Origin of the sequence: Bacteroides sp. D55t1_190419_B8, assembly GCF_015558905.1 — a bacterium.
Classification (GTDB): Bacteria; Bacteroidota; Bacteroidia; order Bacteroidales; family Bacteroidaceae; genus Bacteroides; species Bacteroides vicugnae.
In genome coordinates this window covers 51,736-72,062 of record NZ_JADMOU010000030.1, presented here as the reverse complement: position 1 = coordinate 72,062, position 20,327 = coordinate 51,736, and the positions used below count along the sequence as shown (strand labels likewise).

8 protein-coding genes are annotated in these 20,327 nt (G+C 42.1%); all 8 read right to left on the bottom strand.

Going from position 1 to position 20,327, the window contains the following annotated elements; all coding sequences use genetic code 11:
• Nucleotides 1-334 precede the first annotated feature (334 nt).
• Entirely contained in the window at nt 335-1,858 is a 1,524-nt protein-coding gene (locus I2I13_RS20145) for a TlpA disulfide reductase family protein (RefSeq protein WP_195650333.1), read from the bottom strand.
• Nucleotides 1,859-1,963: 105 nt separating this feature from the next.
• Nucleotides 1,964-4,615, bottom strand: coding sequence for a magnesium-translocating P-type ATPase (mgtA, locus tag I2I13_RS20140; RefSeq protein WP_195650332.1), 2,652 nt, complete (start codon nt 4,613-4,615; stop codon nt 1,964-1,966).
• A gap of 120 nt (nt 4,616-4,735) precedes the next feature.
• Complete coding sequence (locus I2I13_RS20135) at nt 4,736-6,103, bottom strand: HAMP domain-containing sensor histidine kinase (RefSeq protein WP_195650331.1); 1,368 nt, start codon at nt 6,101-6,103, stop codon at nt 4,736-4,738.
• On the bottom strand, nt 6,100-6,786 hold the full coding sequence (locus tag I2I13_RS20130; RefSeq protein ID WP_195650330.1) for a response regulator transcription factor: 687 nt from the start codon (nt 6,784-6,786) through the stop codon (nt 6,100-6,102). The genes I2I13_RS20135 and I2I13_RS20130 overlap by 4 nt, the downstream gene beginning before the upstream one ends.
• A gap of 94 nt (nt 6,787-6,880) precedes the next feature.
• Nucleotides 6,881-9,730 carry a glycoside hydrolase family 2 TIM barrel-domain containing protein gene (locus tag I2I13_RS20125; RefSeq protein WP_148366740.1) on the bottom strand — a complete coding sequence of 950 codons (2,850 nt, stop codon included), beginning with the start codon at nt 9,728-9,730 and terminating at the stop codon, nt 6,881-6,883.
• Nucleotides 9,731-9,763: 33 nt separating this feature from the next.
• Nucleotides 9,764-13,045 (bottom strand): glycoside hydrolase family 2 TIM barrel-domain containing protein, encoded by a 3,282-nt coding sequence (locus I2I13_RS20120; RefSeq protein ID WP_195650329.1) that lies wholly within the window; start codon nt 13,043-13,045, stop codon nt 9,764-9,766.
• A 10-nt stretch (nt 13,046-13,055) separates the two neighbouring features.
• Entirely contained in the window at nt 13,056-17,255 is a 4,200-nt protein-coding gene (locus tag I2I13_RS20115) for a malectin domain-containing carbohydrate-binding protein (protein WP_195650328.1), read from the bottom strand.
• 174 nt (nt 17,256-17,429) lie between these two features.
• Complete coding sequence (locus I2I13_RS20110; protein WP_195650327.1) at nt 17,430-20,129, bottom strand: hypothetical protein; 2,700 nt, start codon at nt 20,127-20,129, stop codon at nt 17,430-17,432.
• Nucleotides 20,130-20,327 lie beyond the last annotated feature (198 nt).

Here is a 20,327-nt window from a genome sequence, read left to right as displayed (position 1 = left end):
TAAAATCAGCAAAAAAAAGGAATCCCGCATACAGATAGCAAACTTTAGCTATTACGTATGCGGGATTTAGTACAACGGGCCGTTGGTTTTAAACCAAAAATAGTGAATATAGAGTGTTGTATATCAACCTATTACAAAAAAGAATTCCGCATCGATAACCTGGAAATTTTTCTCAACATTCAAAATAGAATTTAAAACTTAAAAGGACGATTTATGCAGAATTTTTTATTACAAAGATTAAAAAAACTATGGTTAAATTAAGCTGCATCTGGAGAAATACACGCATATCCGATATAGACGGCGTATTTAATTATACAAAAGGAATATTATCCTTCTACTGCTTAACAATTTCCTCAATTCTCAATAACAGGTTAGGATTACTTGGACGAGCAACAGTGCCATAATCAACTATTTGTCCTTTTCTGTTTATCAAGATATAATATGGCAACCTATTAATTTTGAACTGTTTGGTAATCTTCTGATAATTCTCCAGTCCAATATAATCAGCAGCATAGACACATTCTATATCATGATTCTTCATCGAGTATTTATCTAAACACAATTCCCATTGCTTTTTGGTATCATTACCGCCGGAACAAATGGAATAAATAATCAAATCCTTCGTAGAATATTGGCTGCGCAACTTCTTCAAGGGTTCCATCTCTGCCAAGCAAGGCGGACAAGTTGTAGCCCAAAAATCGAGATAAATCACTTTTCCCCGGTTTTCTTCAAGGATCTTATATATGCTCTCCATATACGACATTGGAGTTAACGTATTTGAACTTTCATTGTATTTGCCATACAACAAATTATCAGAAACAGACTGTGGATTCTCCAAGAACGCTTTAGTTTGCCTGTACATCTGTGCTATTTGTCCCTGCAAATGAGGTATTTTTACGATTGAGTCAAATTGCGAACGCTTCCTTGAGAGGGAAATTGTATCATTAGCTTCAAGGCTATTAGCTGTAACTTTAGTATATAGATATTGATTCAATTCATTTTCTCCTATTTCGGACATAATATCATCTATCGTTGGGTATTCTTTGTTTTTAAGAACCATTCCTGTAGGAATATAATTTTCTATCCAATCGACTATATCAAACAAGCGGGCTGATAATATTCCTTTTTTATATAATTTATTGATTTCGGGCAACAGCGTGTGATATCGTGCGAACTCTTTTCTTGTCCGATATTGACATTGGCTCGCATAAACCAGGATCGTATAATAATAATCCTGTTTCAGTAATTCCTCCGTAAACATGACGACATCTTGCATAGGATTGTATTTCTGCAAATATTCGGCCCTGCGTTCTAAACGTGTATTATATTCTTTCTTTAGCTCTGCTTCAAAATCCTCGACACTCAAATCATGCCTGATACCATAGTCACGCATATAATAATATCCGCTTTCTGTAAAAGCCAATATCTCCTGATTCAATTTTTCCGCATCACCTGTTACTTTAGGATGAAACATATCCTTGAAATCAATCTCTAAATGGATACTGTCACCCGGATGCACATATAAATGCTCTGCATAGTTACGAATAGAAACCTCCCGTATTTTAGCATAAACAGGAAAAGTAAAATAGAAAGAACCATCCTCTTGAATGGGAGTACGGTACTGATTTTCCATATCTCTGAAAAATGGAATAATAAGTGTCAGTTCTTTTTCTTGTGGATAAAATTCACGGTTCAAAACTTTACCTGTGATAATAATCTCTTCAGCATATTCTTCCGGAAAATCATAAACGGTTTCTGTCTGATTGGAAATATCCGGCTGAAAGTTACTTTGTACTTTTTGCCGACAACTGATAAATAATATAAATATCGGCAAAAAAACGAATAGGCAATGCTTCATTCTCATAGGGCGTTATTTGTGTATCAATATAAATACTTACTTTGCGAATATAGTGATTAAATTCAGTATTTTATAGTGTTTCCTGTTAAAACTTCTTCCCCTATCTTATAGCCAACGCACAAACTTCCTGATATACCAGTTCTTTACTATTTGCGTCAAAATACAGTAAGAAAGCAAAATTCCAATCAGCCAGGGGAAATAGCTCAAAGGAAGAGCTGTCAACCCGATGGAACGTCCGAAAGCGGTGAAAGGAATAAGAATACCTATTGCCATGATTAAGAATGTCAGTCCCATTACAGGCCATGTGGCGCGGCTTTGTATGAACGGTATCTTACGGGTACGTATCATGTGGACAATCAATGTCTGTGACAACAAGCCTTCTACAAACCATCCGGTCTGAAACAGTGTTTGATGTTCGGGACTGTTACAGCTGAACACATACCACATGACCAGATAAGTAATAATATCGAAGATGGAACTGATAGGTCCTATATAAATCATAAAACGACTTAGATCGGACGCATCCCATTTACGGGGTTTCTTCAGGAACTCCGGGTCCATACGGTCAAATGGAATGGTTGTCTGCGATATGTCATACAGTAAGTTCTGAATCAACAGATGTATCGGCATCATAGGCAGAAACGGCAGGAATGCACTGGCGAACATCACACTGAACATATTACCAAAATTGGAACTGGCAGTCATCTTTATATACTTATTGATATTACCAAATGTCTTTCTCCCTTCGAGCACTCCGTCTTCCAATACCATCAAATCTTTTTCCAACAGGATAATGTCTGCGCTTTCTTTCGCTATATCCACTGCAGAATCGACAGATATACCAATGTCTGACTGACGTAAGGCACCTGCATCATTGATTCCATCTCCTAAAAATCCTACTGTATTGCCCTGTTCCTGTAATAGAGAGATGATTTGTGTCTTCTGGAATGGAGTCAGTTTTGAAAATAAAGTGGTATTCTTTACCGCTTCCTTCAATACCGTTTCATTCATATTCTCTATTTCTATCCCGGTAAGAAAATGGCTGGTGTCAATTCCTACCTGCCGGGCGATGGCTTTTACTACGATATCATTATCTCCCGATAATATTTTAACTGCTACTCCATGTGCATACAATTGTTCGATGGCTTCAACTGCAGAAGGCTTCGGAGGATCAAGAAAGGCAAGATACCCGATCAGTACCATTTCTTTTTCATCTTCGATGGCAAAATTACAATCTTTCTCGATAAAACTTTTTTGGGAGACTGCCAACACTCTCATTCCTTGCTGATTCATTTCTTCACTAATCATCTTTGCTTTGATTTTCAAAGCATCAGTCAAGGGATGAATCTGCCCGTTGAACTCGGCATAGGAACAAACGTCGAGAATCTCTTCTACCGCTCCTTTAGTAATGATCTGCCGTTTTCCTTGCTTGTTTTCTATCACAACAGACATTCTTCTGCGTGTAAAGTCGAAAGGTATTTCATCCACTTTAGTGTAGTCATCTTTCAAATGTTCCAGATTCAGCTCTCTTACATGAGAAAGAATCGCTTTATCCATCAGATTTCTTAAACCGGTCTGGAAATAACTGTTAAAGTAGGCATGACGAAGAATACGTTTACTGTTGTCGTCGCTACCATCTGCATTGATATATTTCTCCAGCACGATTTTATCGCAAGTCAATGTACCGGTTTTATCAGTACAGAGTATGTCCATTGCTCCAAAATTCTGAATAGCATTGAGATTCTTTACTATTGTTTTCTTTTTGGACATGGCTATCGCTCCTTTAGAAAGGTTGGCAGTCACAATCATTGGCAACATTTCCGGGGTAAGCCCCACTGCAACGGATATGGCAAAAATGAAAGCCTCGAACCAGTCTCCTTTCGTGAAACCATTCACGAAAAACACAAATGGAACCATTACCAGCATAAAGCGAATCAACAAGAAGCTGACTTTACTAATACCTTTATCAAAAGCTGTAGTGGCACGATGTCCAACCAGACTTTTTGCAATCGTACCCAGATATGTTTTATTCCCTGTTTCATAAACAATACCTTTTGCTGCGCCACTTATCACATTGGAACCCATATAACAAATATTGTCCAACTCTATGACGCTTCCTTTCCGAAACTGTTGGCTCTGTATCTCCGGAAACTTCTCTATCGGCTCGGACTCTCCTGTCAATGAAGCCTGACTGATAAACAAGTCTTTTGAATCGATGATCCGAATATCAGCGGGAACCATATCCCCAGCTGCCAGATACACAATATCCCCCGGAACGAGTTCCGTGATATCAATCTCTTCTTCCTGTTCACCGGCACGTTTGGCAAGACAGGTGTTCTTTACCATCTTCATTAAAGAATCCGTAGCTTCACTTGCTCGCCATTCCTGCCAGAAACGCAGGATAGCGCTGAATATCACCATGGATGAGATAATGATTACCCCTGTCCATTCCTGTTCTCCGGGTTCGGCCATCAATACATCCAGAAACAAGGATATAATGGCAAGTCCGGTCAGAACACCAATGAAAGGATTGATAAACGTTTTGATAAACAGTATAAACGGGTTCTTTTTTTGTTCATGGACCACTTCGTTTCTTCCATAGATAGACTGTCGCTCTTGCACTTCTCCCAGCGTTAATCCAAGCTTTGTTGTCTGCAAGTATGAATAGATTGACTTACCGGGTTGTGTGGCAACCAAAAAGACTTTCTCTGAATTGAATGTGTACTGTGATGAACGCAGTTTTTTCTTCCATACCATACTCTCTAATTTTTTTAAGTTACTAACTGCATTTATTAATTCGATGCAAAAGTAAGAAGGACTTCACAAGGAAGCTGTTAGAGAATGATTAGAGTGATATTAGAAAACGATTAGAATTTCTTAGATATGCGGGAGTTTTACCACAAAGGTAGTGCCCTCATCCTTATGGGAAGATACGGTAAGTTCGCCTTTGTGAAGGTGAATAATCTTTTGTGTCAGGTTCATGCCTATACCATTTCCGGGAGCAATATTCTTGTTTTCTCCACGATAAAACAGTTTAAACAGGTTTTCCTTATCTGCATCGGACATGCCTACACCATTATCGGATAAGCGGATGATTGCCCATTGCTCCCAATAGGCGATCAGGACTGATGAAGTCCGGTTGGAAGAATATTTGCAGTTATTCTCTACCAGATTTACAAAGGCGGTAGTCAGCAGATAGCTGTTTCCGATGACTGTCAGTACATTATCCTCTTCGGCTTCCTGTTCAAAGACTAATTCGATATGATAATCCGGATGCGCTTTCAATACCAGTTCTCTGGCATCCAGCAACAGTTCATCCAGACGGACTTCTTCCATTGTTATCTGTTCCGGCTGATAATCGGCTTTTGCCAAGTTCAATAGTCCGTCAATCAGGTTTACAATTCGGTGGGAGTCTTGAAGAGCATTGCCAATAGCCATCTGATATTGTTCGGAGGTACGTTCTTTCAATAAAGCTAAATCGAGTTCGGCTGTAAGGGCCGCCATGGGAGTACGCAATTCATGAGATACATTACTGACAAACATCTTCTGTGAGTTGAAAGACTTCTCCAGGCGTTCCAGTAGAGCATTGAATGTCGTACTTAATTCCCCCAGTTCATCCTGCTCATTTTTCACGGGCAATCTTTTATCGATATGCGACGCGGTAATTTTCTCCGCTTCTTTGACAATGCTGCGTATTGGTTTTAAAGTGCTTCGAGACAGGATATAACCCACAATCACCAATACACTTAATCCTCCGATAAATGACAGGATGAGTATATTTCTTAACGCATCCCGATTGGCGTATCCGTAACCATCATAGGCGGCAGCGGTAACAACATAATCTTTGCCTTCAAATGGATACACCAATCCTACTGCCTGATATTCGTCCACATAGAAATTGATATCCTTCTGTTTCAGAATTCGCTTTATCATCTCCGGTGTTTCCTTGACAATATCGTTCTGCAGTGCATCGTGATATAATATTTTAAAATCGGTTGTATAGACAGCAACTTCTACTTCATCAATAAACTTCTGATTATTTAGATAAATAGACTGCATAGTTTGCGCATCTACTTGATTTTTAAGGAATAAATGTGCTTTGGTTATAGCTTCACTTTGCAGATTACGAAAGAAAGCATTACTACGCGAATGTTCACTCACATAGTAGACGGCTATGACAAATATGAAGAATACCGCAGCTGTCAGCCCTGCATATTGTAGGGTCAGTGTTGTTCTGATTTTCATAACTTATCAGTCAGTATAAAACCCATTCCGGCTTTGGTATGAATAAGTTTTGGTTCAAAATCCCTGTCTATCTTCTTACGGAGATAGTTGATATATACATCTATGAAATTCGTTCCTGTATCAAAATGGGTGTTCCATACTTTTTCTGCTATTTCAACCCTGCTCAATACTCTTTCAGCATTTTCTACCATATATAGCAGCAAGTTATATTCCTTAGGAGAAAGTTTTATGGATATGCCGTTTCGTTCTACGTCCTTACGTTGAAGGTCAATACGTAAATCTGCATAAACAAGTTCCTGCGGCAATTCCTGTGTATTGCCTGCCACACGTTTCAGGAGTACTTTGATTCTGGCATTCAACTCTCTGAAATCAAAGGGTTTCACCATGTAATCGTCTGCACCGGCATCGAAACCGTCCAGTTTATCATTCGTTGATCCTAATGCTGTCAACATTAATATAGGGATATGGGGATTGGTCTTGCGAATTTCTTTCGCCAGTTCAAATCCGTCCATCTTGGGCAGAACAATGTCGGATATGACCAAATCGAATGTATGGGTCTGGAAAAGCCGTAACCCCATCAATCCGTCATAAGCCACCATTGCCTGATAACCATTTTCTTCCAGCCCGTTCATCAGCAAACTTGCAACTCTGGGTTCATCTTCTATAATTAGTATTGTGTACATAGGAAAGAATTCATTCATCTGGATGTATAAAACGAAACAAAAATAAAATAAAAAAAGGTACTCATGTTATATTGAGTACCTTTTTATCATTTATTTACATAAACCGGAAAACGATCCGTCCGGTTTGTGGACCATTTACCCATTTCGGTTGTGAGGAAGGACCACACAAATCGGTGGAGTTTACTTTATTACGTACCGGAGGAATCACATTCAGAAGAGAAATTCCACTCTCGGGAAGAGTATAAAGCAAACGGTCGCGACCGTCACGAGGCTGATATACTCCGACATAGGTGTTGGGAGTTTCGTTTGTCAGGCTGATAATGCCCTCTTTCGTCCGGATATTCATCCAGGAAACATCGTCAAAATATCCTTTGAATTCGGGATAAGTGAAAGTTTCACCAGGAATAGGGTCGTTATAGTCGTTTTCCCATACATCGTATTGTGTACCATGAATACGATTCTGCCATACACGATAGGGTCCGGCTCCCAACCAGCGTTTACTGATTACCTGATCTTCCGGATAATCGAAACAAATACCCATTAAATCCACCACACCGGAGAAATTGTAGGTATAATCCAATACCAAATCCCCACTCGGGCTGATTGTCCATTGAGCTTTATCTAAATTACCCAGTTTATAATTGGCGGTAACAATCAGATCACCTCCCTCTTGTTTTACGTCCAGTTTCGTAAATACGGCAGCATCGGGGAATTCGCTATATGTACGGTCTTTTTCTTTTGCTTTCTCATCATCATGGTTATAGAATTGATCCAATGAGCGGTCTGCACGACGGGCTCCAATGAAACGGGGACCATTGGCGAAACTAATTTTACGATTATCTACAGATACTCCTTTTAATTGTCCGTCTTTCTTTGAGAAGATGAACGTACGCTTGTTCGCCTTCACTGTGAGATCATTTTCAGTTTCCGTATAGGTAGGGCGGATGGATAAGAAGGAGATCGGTTCAGTTTGCTGGTTCAGTTTATCAACCGGGAAAGTCCAGCGCCAAAGTTCATGACCGTATTTATCAATAGCTGTCAGGTAAAGAGCATCTGTATTGGCGAGGATATTTGTTTTTATATCCAAGACACCCGCCGAATGAGCAGCCACGTCACTACCCTGCACTTCTCCTTCTTTCAACACTTGAGCAGCGGCATTAGAAGCATCCGTTGCCTGTGGAAACTTCACTTGCTTCCAAAGGAAACGACAGGTATTCAGATTCAGATAATCATAACGGTTTTCTACGGAGAATTTACCGTCAAATTGCCTGTCGATAGAAGTATTCATAATCTGTATCGGACTCCATAACTGCTTGATAGTGTAGTAGCTACCCTCCTTTTCGTGATGTGGTCCTACAATACCGTCGGCTCCAAAGTTTCCCTGATTATCAATGAAGCCATCCATATCCACACGCTTCACTCCTTCATCTGCCAATACCCAAAGGAAACCACCGATACAACGGGGATGCTTGCGCATCATTTCCCAATAATCATATAATCCGGCACCATGACCTCCATCGTACAAACCATGCAAGAATTCTGTAGGCATAAAGATTTCCGGCAAACGCATATAGTTCTGGCTTTCTCCGTAAGAGCGGTAATGCATTGTTTCAAAACCGGAGAAATTGCCTTGCGGGTGAATAACCGGACGTTTCTGCGGGTCGTATTTATGAAACTCTCCGTCCAATTCAGTATTCCATCCTTTTTCATTACCATTGCTCCACCAGATAATAGACGGATGATTCACGTCACGTTCTATCATGCCTTCAATCAGACGTACTCCGGTGGGCGTATCATATTTGCCATGCCAGCCTCCCAATTCATCCATCACATAAAGTCCGAGAGAATCACAAGCTTCCAGAAATTCCGGGTCAGCCGGATAGTGGCTCAAACGGACAGAATTCATATTCATGTCTTTCATTAAAAGAACATCTTCGATATTCTTCGCTTTACTCAATGTACGGCCACTTTCAGGACGGAAGCTATGACGATTGACACCACGTACATTGATACGCACTCCGTTTATATAAAGTCCGTCGCTTTCACGTACTTCAATGGTACGGAAACCAAAGTTTTCCGTTTCACTATGCAGCACTTTACCGTCCTTATCCAATAGGGAGAATTGGGCTTTATAAAGATTCGGAGTTTCCGCAGTCCATAGTGCAGGGTTAGAGACATTCAGTTGCAGGGAAGTCCAGTCGCCACCCGCTTTTACAGGTACAGTGGTTTCCGCTAACTTCTTTCCTTTTTTATCCAGAATCTGTGTACGAATACTCATGCCGTCATTGGAGATATTGGTGTAGCAGTTGGCACGGAAAGATCCATCCATCTTTGCATCAATAGCAATATGTCGCAGGTTTACAGCAGGTTTCACCTCCAGGAATACCGGACGGAAGATACCTCCAAAATTCCAATAATCAGCACGACGTTCAGCCAGATTCACACTAGCATTTTCACTCTCTTTGGCAACAGTGACTTCCAACAGGTTTTTCTTACCATATTTCAGGAAATCCGTGACGTTATATGAAAAACGATAGAAAGCCCCCTGATGTTTGGAACCCACTTTGCGTCCATTCACTTTCACTTCCGTATCCGTCATTGAAGCCTCGAATACAAGATTCACCTGTTTGCCGCGGAATTTTTCCGGAACTTCAAACTCATACTTATACATACCTTTTTCATTGGCAACGCCTTCAGGGAATGGTTTGCCATAGAAAGTGATTCCATACTGATAGGTGCCGAATCCTTGCAACTCCCAGCAGGAAGGTACACCGATTTTCGTCCATTTCCCGGAATTGCGTCCGTCGGTACAAAAGAAGTCCCATTCAACCATGTCGTCGCATCCGTGACCGGAGAGATATTGCCTTTCCGTTTGTGGAAGGTTTTGAGCAGCCAAGGTAGTTGCCAACGCTAAGGTTGATAATAAAGTGGTTACTTTTTTCATTGTTACTTTTATAATTGTGTTAGTTATTTATTTCTATCCTTGTTTACTGATACGTAGATGCAGCGTGTGTTCCTTTTTCTCTATGGCATATTTCTTCAATACACCCGGTCCGCAACTACTGTTTCCTAATCCAAGCACGGCAGCATCCATACTTAGAATGACTTCCGCACGTGGTTTTAAATTACAATCATGAGTTTCTTGATAGATATCCTGCACAGTATAGTGCAAAGCAGATGCGGAAAATACATTTTCTACCGCATCAACACGAATACCTTTATTCTGTTTGTCAGTCAGGGTAAGATAGTGTACTTCTTCTTTATTTCCACTATCCTGGGGACGGGGATAATGCACATATTGTTCCGCCACACTTCCTTTCCAAAGCCCTATAGCGGCAGATGTTTTGCGGTCAGGATAATTGTCCTGCGGTCCCCTGCCATACCAAGTAAATGTATTGTAAACAGATGCCAGACAGAATGCGATTCCTAAACGGGGGATTTCGGGAAGAACTCCTTGTGGTAGGAAAGTCGTCTTTAAATCAATCGTTCCATCTGAAGAAACAGTGTAAACAGAAGTTGTAGTCACTTTTCCTTCTTTATATAAATTGCTTGTTTGGATCCGTACAATTACCGCCCCGTCTGCACGTACTTCATGGTTGAAAGATTCTAAATTTATCTGCGGACTATCCATTGCATGCAATTTCCAGTCTTTAGCCAGCCAATTCCCGAAACTCTTGTCATTGTCTGTTGGAGCACGGAAAACTTGAGTGACGGGTTGAACAGGAAAATCATCTAAATGAGCTAACATCTCTTTGCCATTATATATAAGGGAAGTCATGCTTCCGTTCATTTTCTTTTCCCACTGAACGGAAAAACCGCGTCCGCTAATCAATAAGGACTGATTATCCTCTTTCACTTGAAGTGTTCCTTTATTGACTAGATCAGTAGAGATCAAATCTCCTTTCTGCAAGCAGAATTGCTCCCAAGTCACTTCATGCCCCGCTTTTGCCCAAGGGGCATCCGATTTCAAAACGATGCTTACTTTTAGCTGGCAATCAGACAGAGCTTTCCCTTGACCTCTCTTTGTTTGATTACTCAAAGAACCGGAGCCTTTCAATGAGCGGAAAGTCGGCAAATCTATCGTCTGACTCCCTCCGGGAGCTATTTCCGGTAAGGTAATTTCTCCCTCCTCTTTCTGCTTTCCATCGATTGACACAGTCCATAGGCAACGATATTGAGACAAGCCGGTGTGGTGATTCCGGTTCGTTACTTTCAGTTTCCCGTTTTCCATTTTTAGTTCGACGGGTGCATACACTTTCTTTACTTCCCAATATTTAGGCGTAGTTTCACGCTCGCTCATCAGCAATCCATTAAAGCAGAACGCTTTTAAATTCGGTTTATCACCGAAATCACCCCCATAAGCCACCATGGTATGGCCATCGGGTAAAGTTTTGTAGATTCCCTGATCTACCCAATCCCATATAAAACCACCCAGCATACGGGGATTGCTATATATCTCATCCCAATATTCCTTGAAATTTCCCAATGCATTCCCCATGGAATGTGCATATTCACTTGTCATTACCGGACGGTCGTCATTGGTGCGTTCCGCAATCTCCAACAACCGTTCCCAGCGTGCATTTTCAGCTCGTTCTTTATCCTCTCCTTCGGCAATACCGGGATTCAAGTATTCTTGTTTCACCCGGGTATAAAAGCGGCTGATAACATCGACAGTTTTCGGGTCAGGATCGCCATCCACTCCCTGTGCTCCTTCATAATGTACAGGACGAGTCGGGTCAAAATCATGCAGCCATGCAGAGATAGCGGCGAAGTTCGGTCCATAACCACTCTCGTTTCCCATGCTCCACATGACGATGCTTGGATAATTCTTGTCACGCTCCGCCATACGAACTGCACGGTCCATAAATGCTGCATGCCAGTCGGGAGTGCTTGCCAGTGTTCCGCGCAATCCGTGTTCTTCTATATCCGCTTCGTCCATCACATACAGTCCCAAGCTGTCGCATAACTCATACCAACGGCTGACGTTCGGATAATGACTGGTACGTACGGCATTTATATTCGCCTGTTTCATTAAGAGAATATCCTGAAGCATTCGTTCCTCGCTCATGACACGTGCCGTTCGGGGATCATGTTCATGGCGATTTACTCCACGAAAACGAACCGGACTGCCATTCACCAACAGTTGTCCTTTTTTGATTTCTACAGAACGGAAGCCCACAGTTTGTTCTATCTGTTCCACTACTTTTCCTTCCTCATTTTGCAAGGTTAAGTGCAGCTTATAAAGATAGGGCGTTTCTGCCGTCCATCTTTCCGGTGATTTTATAACGGCTGATAAACGTCCCATTTTACGAGGTCCCCGCTGCGGATACCATTCATTCATCCGGCTTGCTTTATGCTCCAAATCAAGTATATCTTCCACATCACCTTTCAATACAACGATTTCTTTGCCTGAAGCATCTTTTAATACTCCTTGCAGGATATAACCTTTACCGGTCATTCCTCTATACACACTGAATTGCGGATCAATCTGCAAAATAAAGTCTTTATAATTACCAGTAGATGCAGGCAGAGTGCGTACAGCGTAATCACGGATACGAATGTCCGGAGTATGTATCAGGTGAATGCTGCGATGAATACCTCCAAAACGCCAGAAATCCTGATCTTCCAAGTAGGAACCGTCGCTATACCGGTAAACTTCCAATGAAATCTGATTTTCTCCGGATTTCAGATACTTCGTGACGTTGAATTCACTCGGTTCCATACTGCCTTGGCTATACCCTACCCGTTCGCCATTAACCCAAACATAGAAGGCACTCATTACGCCCTCAAACCGTAGAAAAGTCTGCCCGTTCGCTTCCCATCCGGCTGGCAAAATAAATGTACGGCGATATTGTCCGACTGGGTTCCGTTCTTTATACGTGGTATAGTCAGTTTTGGGTTCTCCCATCACTCGCGGGGGATCTATTTTGAACGGGTAACCTGCTGAAACATAAATAGGCGTACCATATCCGTTCACTTCCCAGTTTGCCGGAACAGGAAAATCCATCCAGCTTTTATCATCAAAGTTTATCTGATAGAAATTCAGGACTCTTTCATTGGGAACAGGAGTCCAACGGAATTTCCAAGTTCCATCCAAAGACATCAAACAGTCTCCTTTCTGGATAGAGAAAGGGATAAAAGCGGCTCTTGCCGGTTCACGATTAATCTGAAGAACATGATGATTCTCCCAATCATGTATTGTTTGTGCCTGTATTGGGCTAACAAACAAGGCACCAAGCAGTAAAGTATATATTTTCATTCGTTCTTTTTTATTGAATATCCAACGCATCAAAAGCAAGTCCTTCCATATTTTCTGCTGAAAGTTCAACTTTATAATGTCCGGCATTGATAAAGGTTCCGGTAGTGGTGCTCATCATCTTCCATTTATCCGGTGTCTCCGGGAAGGTCAATACATCCTCTTTCAATACCACCCCTTTCGAATCTATGAACTTCATTAGGACAGGCATTGGTTTTCCGGAAGTATTCATATACTTAAAGCGAAGAGCATACACTTGAGCCAATCCGGTAGAAACATTCCATTCAATGCTGTTCCCTTTTCCTTTGCCAAAGAACACTCCTGTCTGTTTGCGATGTTCCTTCTTCTGATAGTTACCTTTCAATGTAGCAGCTTCCGCTTCATAGGCTACACTGACACGGGCGTTCTTGTCTTCAGGAAGCAACTCTTTCGGAGTCTTTTCCATCACTTCTTTATCAGCCTTTTCCCAACTCCAATCGGATGCAGGGAATACCGTCGGTTTCAGTTCCATATTTGTGGAAGCAATAGCAATGCCCGAAATTAAGGCTTGACCTGCTTTCACTTCCGGGAAATTAATTCTTAACATTCCCCCTTTAACTGTGGCATATACCACCTTCTTGCAAACTCCGTCATGACCGCTTTCTGCCCAGATATCCAAGTCGTCTAATACGACAGAATCATTCACGGCAACATCGAATATACGCAGTCCTTCACAGTCGGTGGAAGTACTTCCACCTGTGCCATGCCAGGGTTCTGTGAAATACAGTTCAATACGATATGTTCCATCTGCCACAGGGAAACGAACTTCCAACTGATGACGTCCGAAACGGAAATGCTGGAATAACTTCCAGTCACGAGTGCCACGAATCGGATCATTGGTAGTACGTTGGCTGGCAAGATATGGATTCAGATCCTTGAAGTTTTCCGCCCATGAATGGGAATAGTTCGTATTGTCCTGCAACCACAACTGTCCGAAACTATCCATATAATCATCTCCTCCGCAATTAAGACGATATAGATAATTATATCCTGCCTCTCCTTTTAATATCTTTTTATCATCCTGATAAAGAAGTTCGAAGTTGGGAGCCTGTTCCAAACCCTTGAACACTATTAAGTCTTCCGCTACCGGTTTACCTTTATAATATCCCACAGCACGAAGTACGTTATAACGAATATCCCGGTTTTCCCACATAAAATGAGTACCCGTTCCGTTGTTCTTTTTACGTCCGAGGAAGGTTGCCTTTTCATTTGTCATATCATTGTAAAGCAACACTGAATCACAATTACTGTAAGCCTCTATAGTAGCACGGCGACGTCCTTTCTCAAAACGGTCGGTCCATGTATGGGATACGAGATAGACCATCGGATCTTTGGCTGCGGAAACATAGTTGGCACGATACATATAATACACATCCAACGGTTCTTCCCATGGAGTAACCAATCCTTTGTAATTGAACGGACCGACTTTATCTATTCTGCGATATGCTTCATCCGGTTGGCGGCGTCCGGGATTGTCATGGCTGCTGTATATCCACTGAAACTGTCCGCAAACACTGTCTTTAACCTGCTCCGCCAAGCGGATTTTGGTTTCCATCAGCTGACACATACGGTCTTCACTCCACACTCCATTCACTTGGAAATCTTCCGGTTCCGTATGCAAACCGATGCTTCTCCATGCTCCATATTCCCCATTCAATAATTGGTTAACTTGAGAAAGTTCCCGACCATATTTAGTCACATCTCCCCCATACGTACCGCTCCAATTCTGAATCACATTCCAGTCTGTACCTTCGCCGCCATTACAAGTTGTAATGACACGCATTGTCTTTGCAGTCGGATCCATCTCACGAATAATATCACTGCATTCCTGCGCAAATTCACGAGGTAAAGTACTTTCATTCTGTAATCCCCACATTACCACTGAAGGAGAATTGCGACGTTCTTTCACCCATTGACGAAGTAACTTCTTGAAGTTCTCGCGAAACTCCGGAGTATCATACCATACATGAGCAGATAATTGTGTCCAGAAGAGGACTCCCTCTTCATCCCAATACTTCTGATAGTCGAGATGATGGGGCTGGTGAGCATCCCGGAATGCATTGAACCCGGCCGCACGTATCTGTTTTACTCTTGCAGCCACCTGTTCATTGCTGAATGCATGGCTCTGTCCGAACTGATGTTCGTACTCGCATACCCCATTAATAAACACCGGTTTTCCGTTCAGGTAAAAACGTCCGTCTCCATCATTCCGTTTGACCGGCCAGCTAATGGTACGGATACCAAACGGTGTTGAAATCTCATCCGTAGTTTTTGCATCACGTTTAATCATACTGGCAAGTTTATAGAGATATGGATTTTCTGTATCCCACAAAACAGGTTTCTCGACAGGAGCTTGCTGGCGAACGACTTTCATTTCTCCCGGAGCCAAAGTTACTTTCTCCACCAAACGGAAAACTTGTTTTCCATCGGCATTGCTTAGTTTATTGACCAACTCTATCGTTTCTGTTGCCTTACCATAATTCTTAACCTCCGTTTCAATAAATACGTTAGCAGCCTTTTCATCATTCCAGATGTGTACACCAAAAGGTTCTATACGAATTTCATCGGTCACCTCCAGCACCACAGGACGGAAAATACCGAAGGGCTGTGACCCCTCACTGAATCCCCATTCCGATGAACATCCACCACATACCCAAGGCATATCGGCAATCATTTCCGGATGCTCGGCTTTTACTTCCAGGCGATTTGTTCCCTGCTTCATTGCATCTGTAACGTCCAAGGTTAATGTAGTACGTCCAACAGGATGACGTCCGAAGTCCGTTCCGTTTACTTTAATGGTAGCGTATGTACCCACTCCATCAAAACGAAGGAAATATCGTTTCCCGGATTTTATATCGGTGGTGAAGTCTTTTACATACATGGCAGTTCCATGCATATTTCCATGTGTCAACTGGCGATATCCATAATAATCATCCCAATTATGAGGGATATTCACCGTCTTTGCAGGCATCCTGAAATTACCTTTCAAATGAGTAGCCTCTGTAATCCAGGTCTTCCAACCCTCATTCAATGTAGTGATTAACCGACGATTTTTAATTTCCGGTTTCGGAAAGCGAACCGCCGAACGTCCCATCGGCTTACTAGTAGCGATGGCAATGCCACGTTGCTCTGCGTTGTTTACTGCACAATAAAAATGATAAACCACTCCATCATGCTTTACCACATAACTCTTATGAGCAAACAATTCATCGTAGTTCTTGGAAGGGATGACCAGATCGGCTCCTTTCCAGTCAGTCCAGTTCACCAAATCATAGCTGGCGGCAAACGTATTGAATGCCTTATATTTACGCGAAGGCTCAAAAGCAGAGAAATAGAACATCACATACACATCACCCATCTTCTGGATATGTGCATCTCCTGTAATTGTTCCATCCGCTTCATGCGCAAAGACTGGATTTCCCGGATAACGTTTCCAAGTCTTCATATCCTTGGAAAGAGCGATGCCGACACGTTCTCCTTTTAAATCCGTTTCCGGATGACGACCGCCTGCATTATAATACATCACAAACGGGGTACCCAATGTTTTATCCTTATCCCAATAAACGGTACTCTTATATTGAGTCAGTTTCTCCCACCATTGGGCATCTTTATCATGGATGCTTAAGATCGGTTTGTCCAGAGATTCCCATTCGTGGGCAGTGGAAATATCTTCTTTTGTTGATGCCAGTCCGATGTAAAGCGGAGCTTTCACTGCTTCGTAGCCGGTGCCTTCGCCACCGATATACGTCATCCAATGGCGGCCTTTATAAGTTTGAAGTTCATAGCTTCCACCCCATTCCATATCCGGTAATGCAGGAAAGCCGCCACGCTGGTTACAATCCCATTTCCCATCCCGGTAAGAAAGAATTCGTCCCAAAGTACGCCATTCAAGCAAATTGTCGCTTTCCGCTATCCATGTCTCGTATCCGCGTCCGTCCGTTCCACTTTTACCGTTATAGACGACGTAGGTCATCAACCACTTGTCTCCCTGACGGAAAACGGTAGGGCAATCGATCTTATGATGATTGTCTGCCGGTGCGATGGCAAGACCGTACTTATACGGTGTCTTCACTTCCTCATAAATCTGCTCCATCCGTTCCTGCGGAACTTCGCGTTGCGCATACAGAGAGAAAGTTGTGGTTATACTAAAAACAGCCAGCAATAACTTCTTCATGATATTTTTCATCTATAATCATTCATATAATGATGTTCATAATTAGTTTATATGATAATTTAGGCACGGATTACACGGAATTCACTGTCTTTAGTGTTGTCATTATTGCAAAACAACTGCGTTAATCCGTGTAATCCGTGCCTAAAAAGATAGCAATTGATTAGTGGTAAGGACTTAGTAAAATAACCAATCCATTGTTTCTTCATCCCCGGCAAGTCCGGCATTACGCACCTTCATATCCGCAGCAGTAAATCCTAGTACTTGCAGATAACCTTTGGGTAACATCAGCGTATGCTTTCCGGCCGGAAAACTATATGCATGTACATTTGCCAAAGGCATTCCGTTGATACGGACAGCATTCGTCAACACAGGTTCCGCCTGACCGTAATCATTGGCTGATGCATCGATTTCCAGTTTCGGAGCCTTTGCATACTTTTTCTGGTCATCTTTGAAATAGGCTACTAATAATCTCACCGGAGCATCTGTTTCAAAAGTGATACTCGTACCTTTCTCTCTCTGCTCGTTTCCATTGAAACGAAGCGCTTTCATTCCTTTCAATTCAGGAGCTACTGCTTCTATCTTACCCGGAAGATCGACAAATAAAGAAGTACCCTCCTCCACTTTCACTGCCGGATAATTAGAGATCAGTTTTACGTTTGCAGAAGCCCAGGCAGCAATCTCTACAGTTTCAGTCACCGCATTTCCATTCTGTTTTTCTTTCAACAGGGCGAGATTAGCTTTGAAGTTCTCCAATTCTTTTTCGTAGTGTACCAGCAATTCTTTCCAAGTCTTATTCTTTCCATCATCTCCACCGATAGGAATACGACGTTGAGCTGTCTGCATACTGTTGGCATACAAGTAATGTTCGTCTGTCAATTCCACCAATTTACGATAATGCTCCAGGCTTTGTTCCATCAAAGGAATAGCTTCTTCAAGGTTTTTGATGTCTTTGCCCCATTGATAATCCAATACCAGCTTGGCGGCTTTCACTTTCAGGTTGAACGCATACGCAAATTCACGATAACAATGCATATCATTTTGTAAACGGGCAAATTCGTCCTTATTTGAAGATACGGAGGTGGCCGCCTTATCAATAGCCGCTACTGCCTTATCCCCGTGTTCTATTACTTGAGCAACAATATCCAAAGGCATTTCACCTACATGAGGTTGCTTTTTCCATTCTTTCTCTACATATTCTATCAGCTTCTCCCCTTCCGGTCCGCAACTTTCATAGAATCCCGGATAGATGGTATATTTATATGGATTGACAAGTTGGCTCATAAACATACCCAGCAATAATGTCTGGCGATTTCCCTCTGTGATACCGAAACGACGTAATAGCTTCGGAGCAATCTCACCACTTTCTTCATAAGCTACGCGGATATTGCTTGCATTTTCGTCAGATGTTCCGTAGAATTTGCCTAACTGATGATTCCAGTACCCCATTTCATCAGTACGATCTCGGTGGCAGTTCCATGCATAACGTCCCCATGTCTGATACCAAATCCAGTCACGATCCAATTGGAACTCACGTTCGTTGTTCGGCAATTTATCAGCCGTATAGGGCCAATCCCAATAAGAAGCCTGCGGATAAAGATGCAGTGCATTGGCACCGTGTACATTATGCATGGCAGTTACCGCTTTCTGTACGAAATCCGGAGAGCCCCAACGAAACGGTTCCAGATTGGCCAGGATATGTACGTTACTGATATGAATGGAACCCAATGAGCTCAAATCCGTATGTATTTTCGACCAGGGGCCACGAGGTTCGTAAGTTGTCAACGATTCACCATTATATTTATGCATCGTATAAAGATTCTTATAATGCGGCAATGCAGCATCCATCACCAGTTTACAGTCCGTGTCGTGTGCACGCAACAAAAGAGGCGGTTCATCCGTACGTCCCAATGCCTGTAATCCGTCTTTCACTCCCGGAATAATTGTTTTTGTAAACCATTCCACATCATCTTCTACCGTACACATCGCTTCACCCAGACAAACAAGTAGTCCTACATTGGGATATTTTTCTATAAACGCGGCAATACTCTTGCGTGTATAATCGGCAATCAAAGGAGTAATAGGACGATTACGATCCTGTGTTTTCAGCCCGTAATGTTCAGCAAAAGGTTTGGAAAGAATAATATTATAAAACATCTGTATCACAAAGATACCGCGTTTGTCCGCTTCTTCTGTGAGGAAAGAGAACATTTCTTCATTCTTTTTGAATGTTTCTTCATCTACTTCCAGTGCAAACGGATAATCTTCCAGTTTCACCAATGAAGCAAACGGATGTCCATTCCAGAGATACAGTGAATTCATGCGATTGGCAACCAGCATATCCAAGTATTTAATCCACTGTTCTTTATCATAAAACCAAGGGAAACTTTCCGGAGTATACGGATATTCATATACACCATGTCCCGGCAGGTAGGTCATCTTCTGTAATCCTACACAAGCCCCACGCAATACCATTTCAGGAGCGTCTTTCAATTCCTCCGGGAAATTCAACCGACCATCCGAGTCATTCACACGGTCTATCAGTTCGCGACATCCGTAAATGACGCCACTCCCATCCCTGCCGGACACTCTGGTCAGGTTACCGGTCGTCGAAATATGAAAACCTTCTTTCTTGAGTGTCGTGTCATTCACTTCCGTCAGCAAGATTGTTTTGATTTCGGCGTCGGAGAATGTTGTGTCTCCCTGTTGCATCATTACCTGATAACCGGCTTTATCCAAGGTAGCCTGTAACTGCTCCGCACCAAACAAAACACGATTTGACGCATCCGGCGGAGTCATAATCTTCACGGTTTGCCTGCCACACGCTGCTAAAAAAAGTGTGCATGCCGCAAACATGAATAATCTGGTATTTTTCATTCTTCTGATATATATTATAGATTATATAATTCACTTCCTAACTAAGAAGAAGACGAAATAATCCCCTGTTTGTACTCATTTGTCTCTTTTTCCACTTTTCGGCACCAGACTTCCATTTTCCTCCCGCGATGATACACAAACGCCTCATTATTTAAAAGTTATACTTATCTTTGCCAGCTAGTGTCTTAGAATATAAAA

Bases quoted from the DNA above. Each gene is read 5' to 3' on its own strand.
- I2I13_RS20145 (WP_195650333.1), bottom strand. From the start codon at position 1,858: ATGAAGCATTGCCTATTCGTTTTTTTGCCGATATTTATATTATTTATC.
- mgtA (WP_195650332.1), bottom strand. From the start codon at position 4,615: ATGGTATGGAAGAAAAAACTGCGTTCATCACAGTACACATTCAATTCA.
- I2I13_RS20135 (WP_195650331.1), bottom strand. From the start codon at position 6,103: ATGAAAATCAGAACAACACTGACCCTACAATATGCAGGGCTGACAGCT.
- I2I13_RS20130 (WP_195650330.1), bottom strand. From the start codon at position 6,786: ATGTACACAATACTAATTATAGAAGATGAACCCAGAGTTGCAAGTTTG.
- I2I13_RS20125 (WP_148366740.1), bottom strand. From the start codon at position 9,730: ATGAAAAAAGTAACCACTTTATTATCAACCTTAGCGTTGGCAACTACC.
- I2I13_RS20120 (WP_195650329.1), bottom strand. From the start codon at position 13,045: ATGAAAATATATACTTTACTGCTTGGTGCCTTGTTTGTTAGCCCAATA.
- I2I13_RS20115 (WP_195650328.1), bottom strand. From the start codon at position 17,255: ATGAAGAAGTTATTGCTGGCTGTTTTTAGTATAACCACAACTTTCTCT.
- I2I13_RS20110 (WP_195650327.1), bottom strand. From the start codon at position 20,129: ATGAAAAATACCAGATTATTCATGTTTGCGGCATGCACACTTTTTTTA.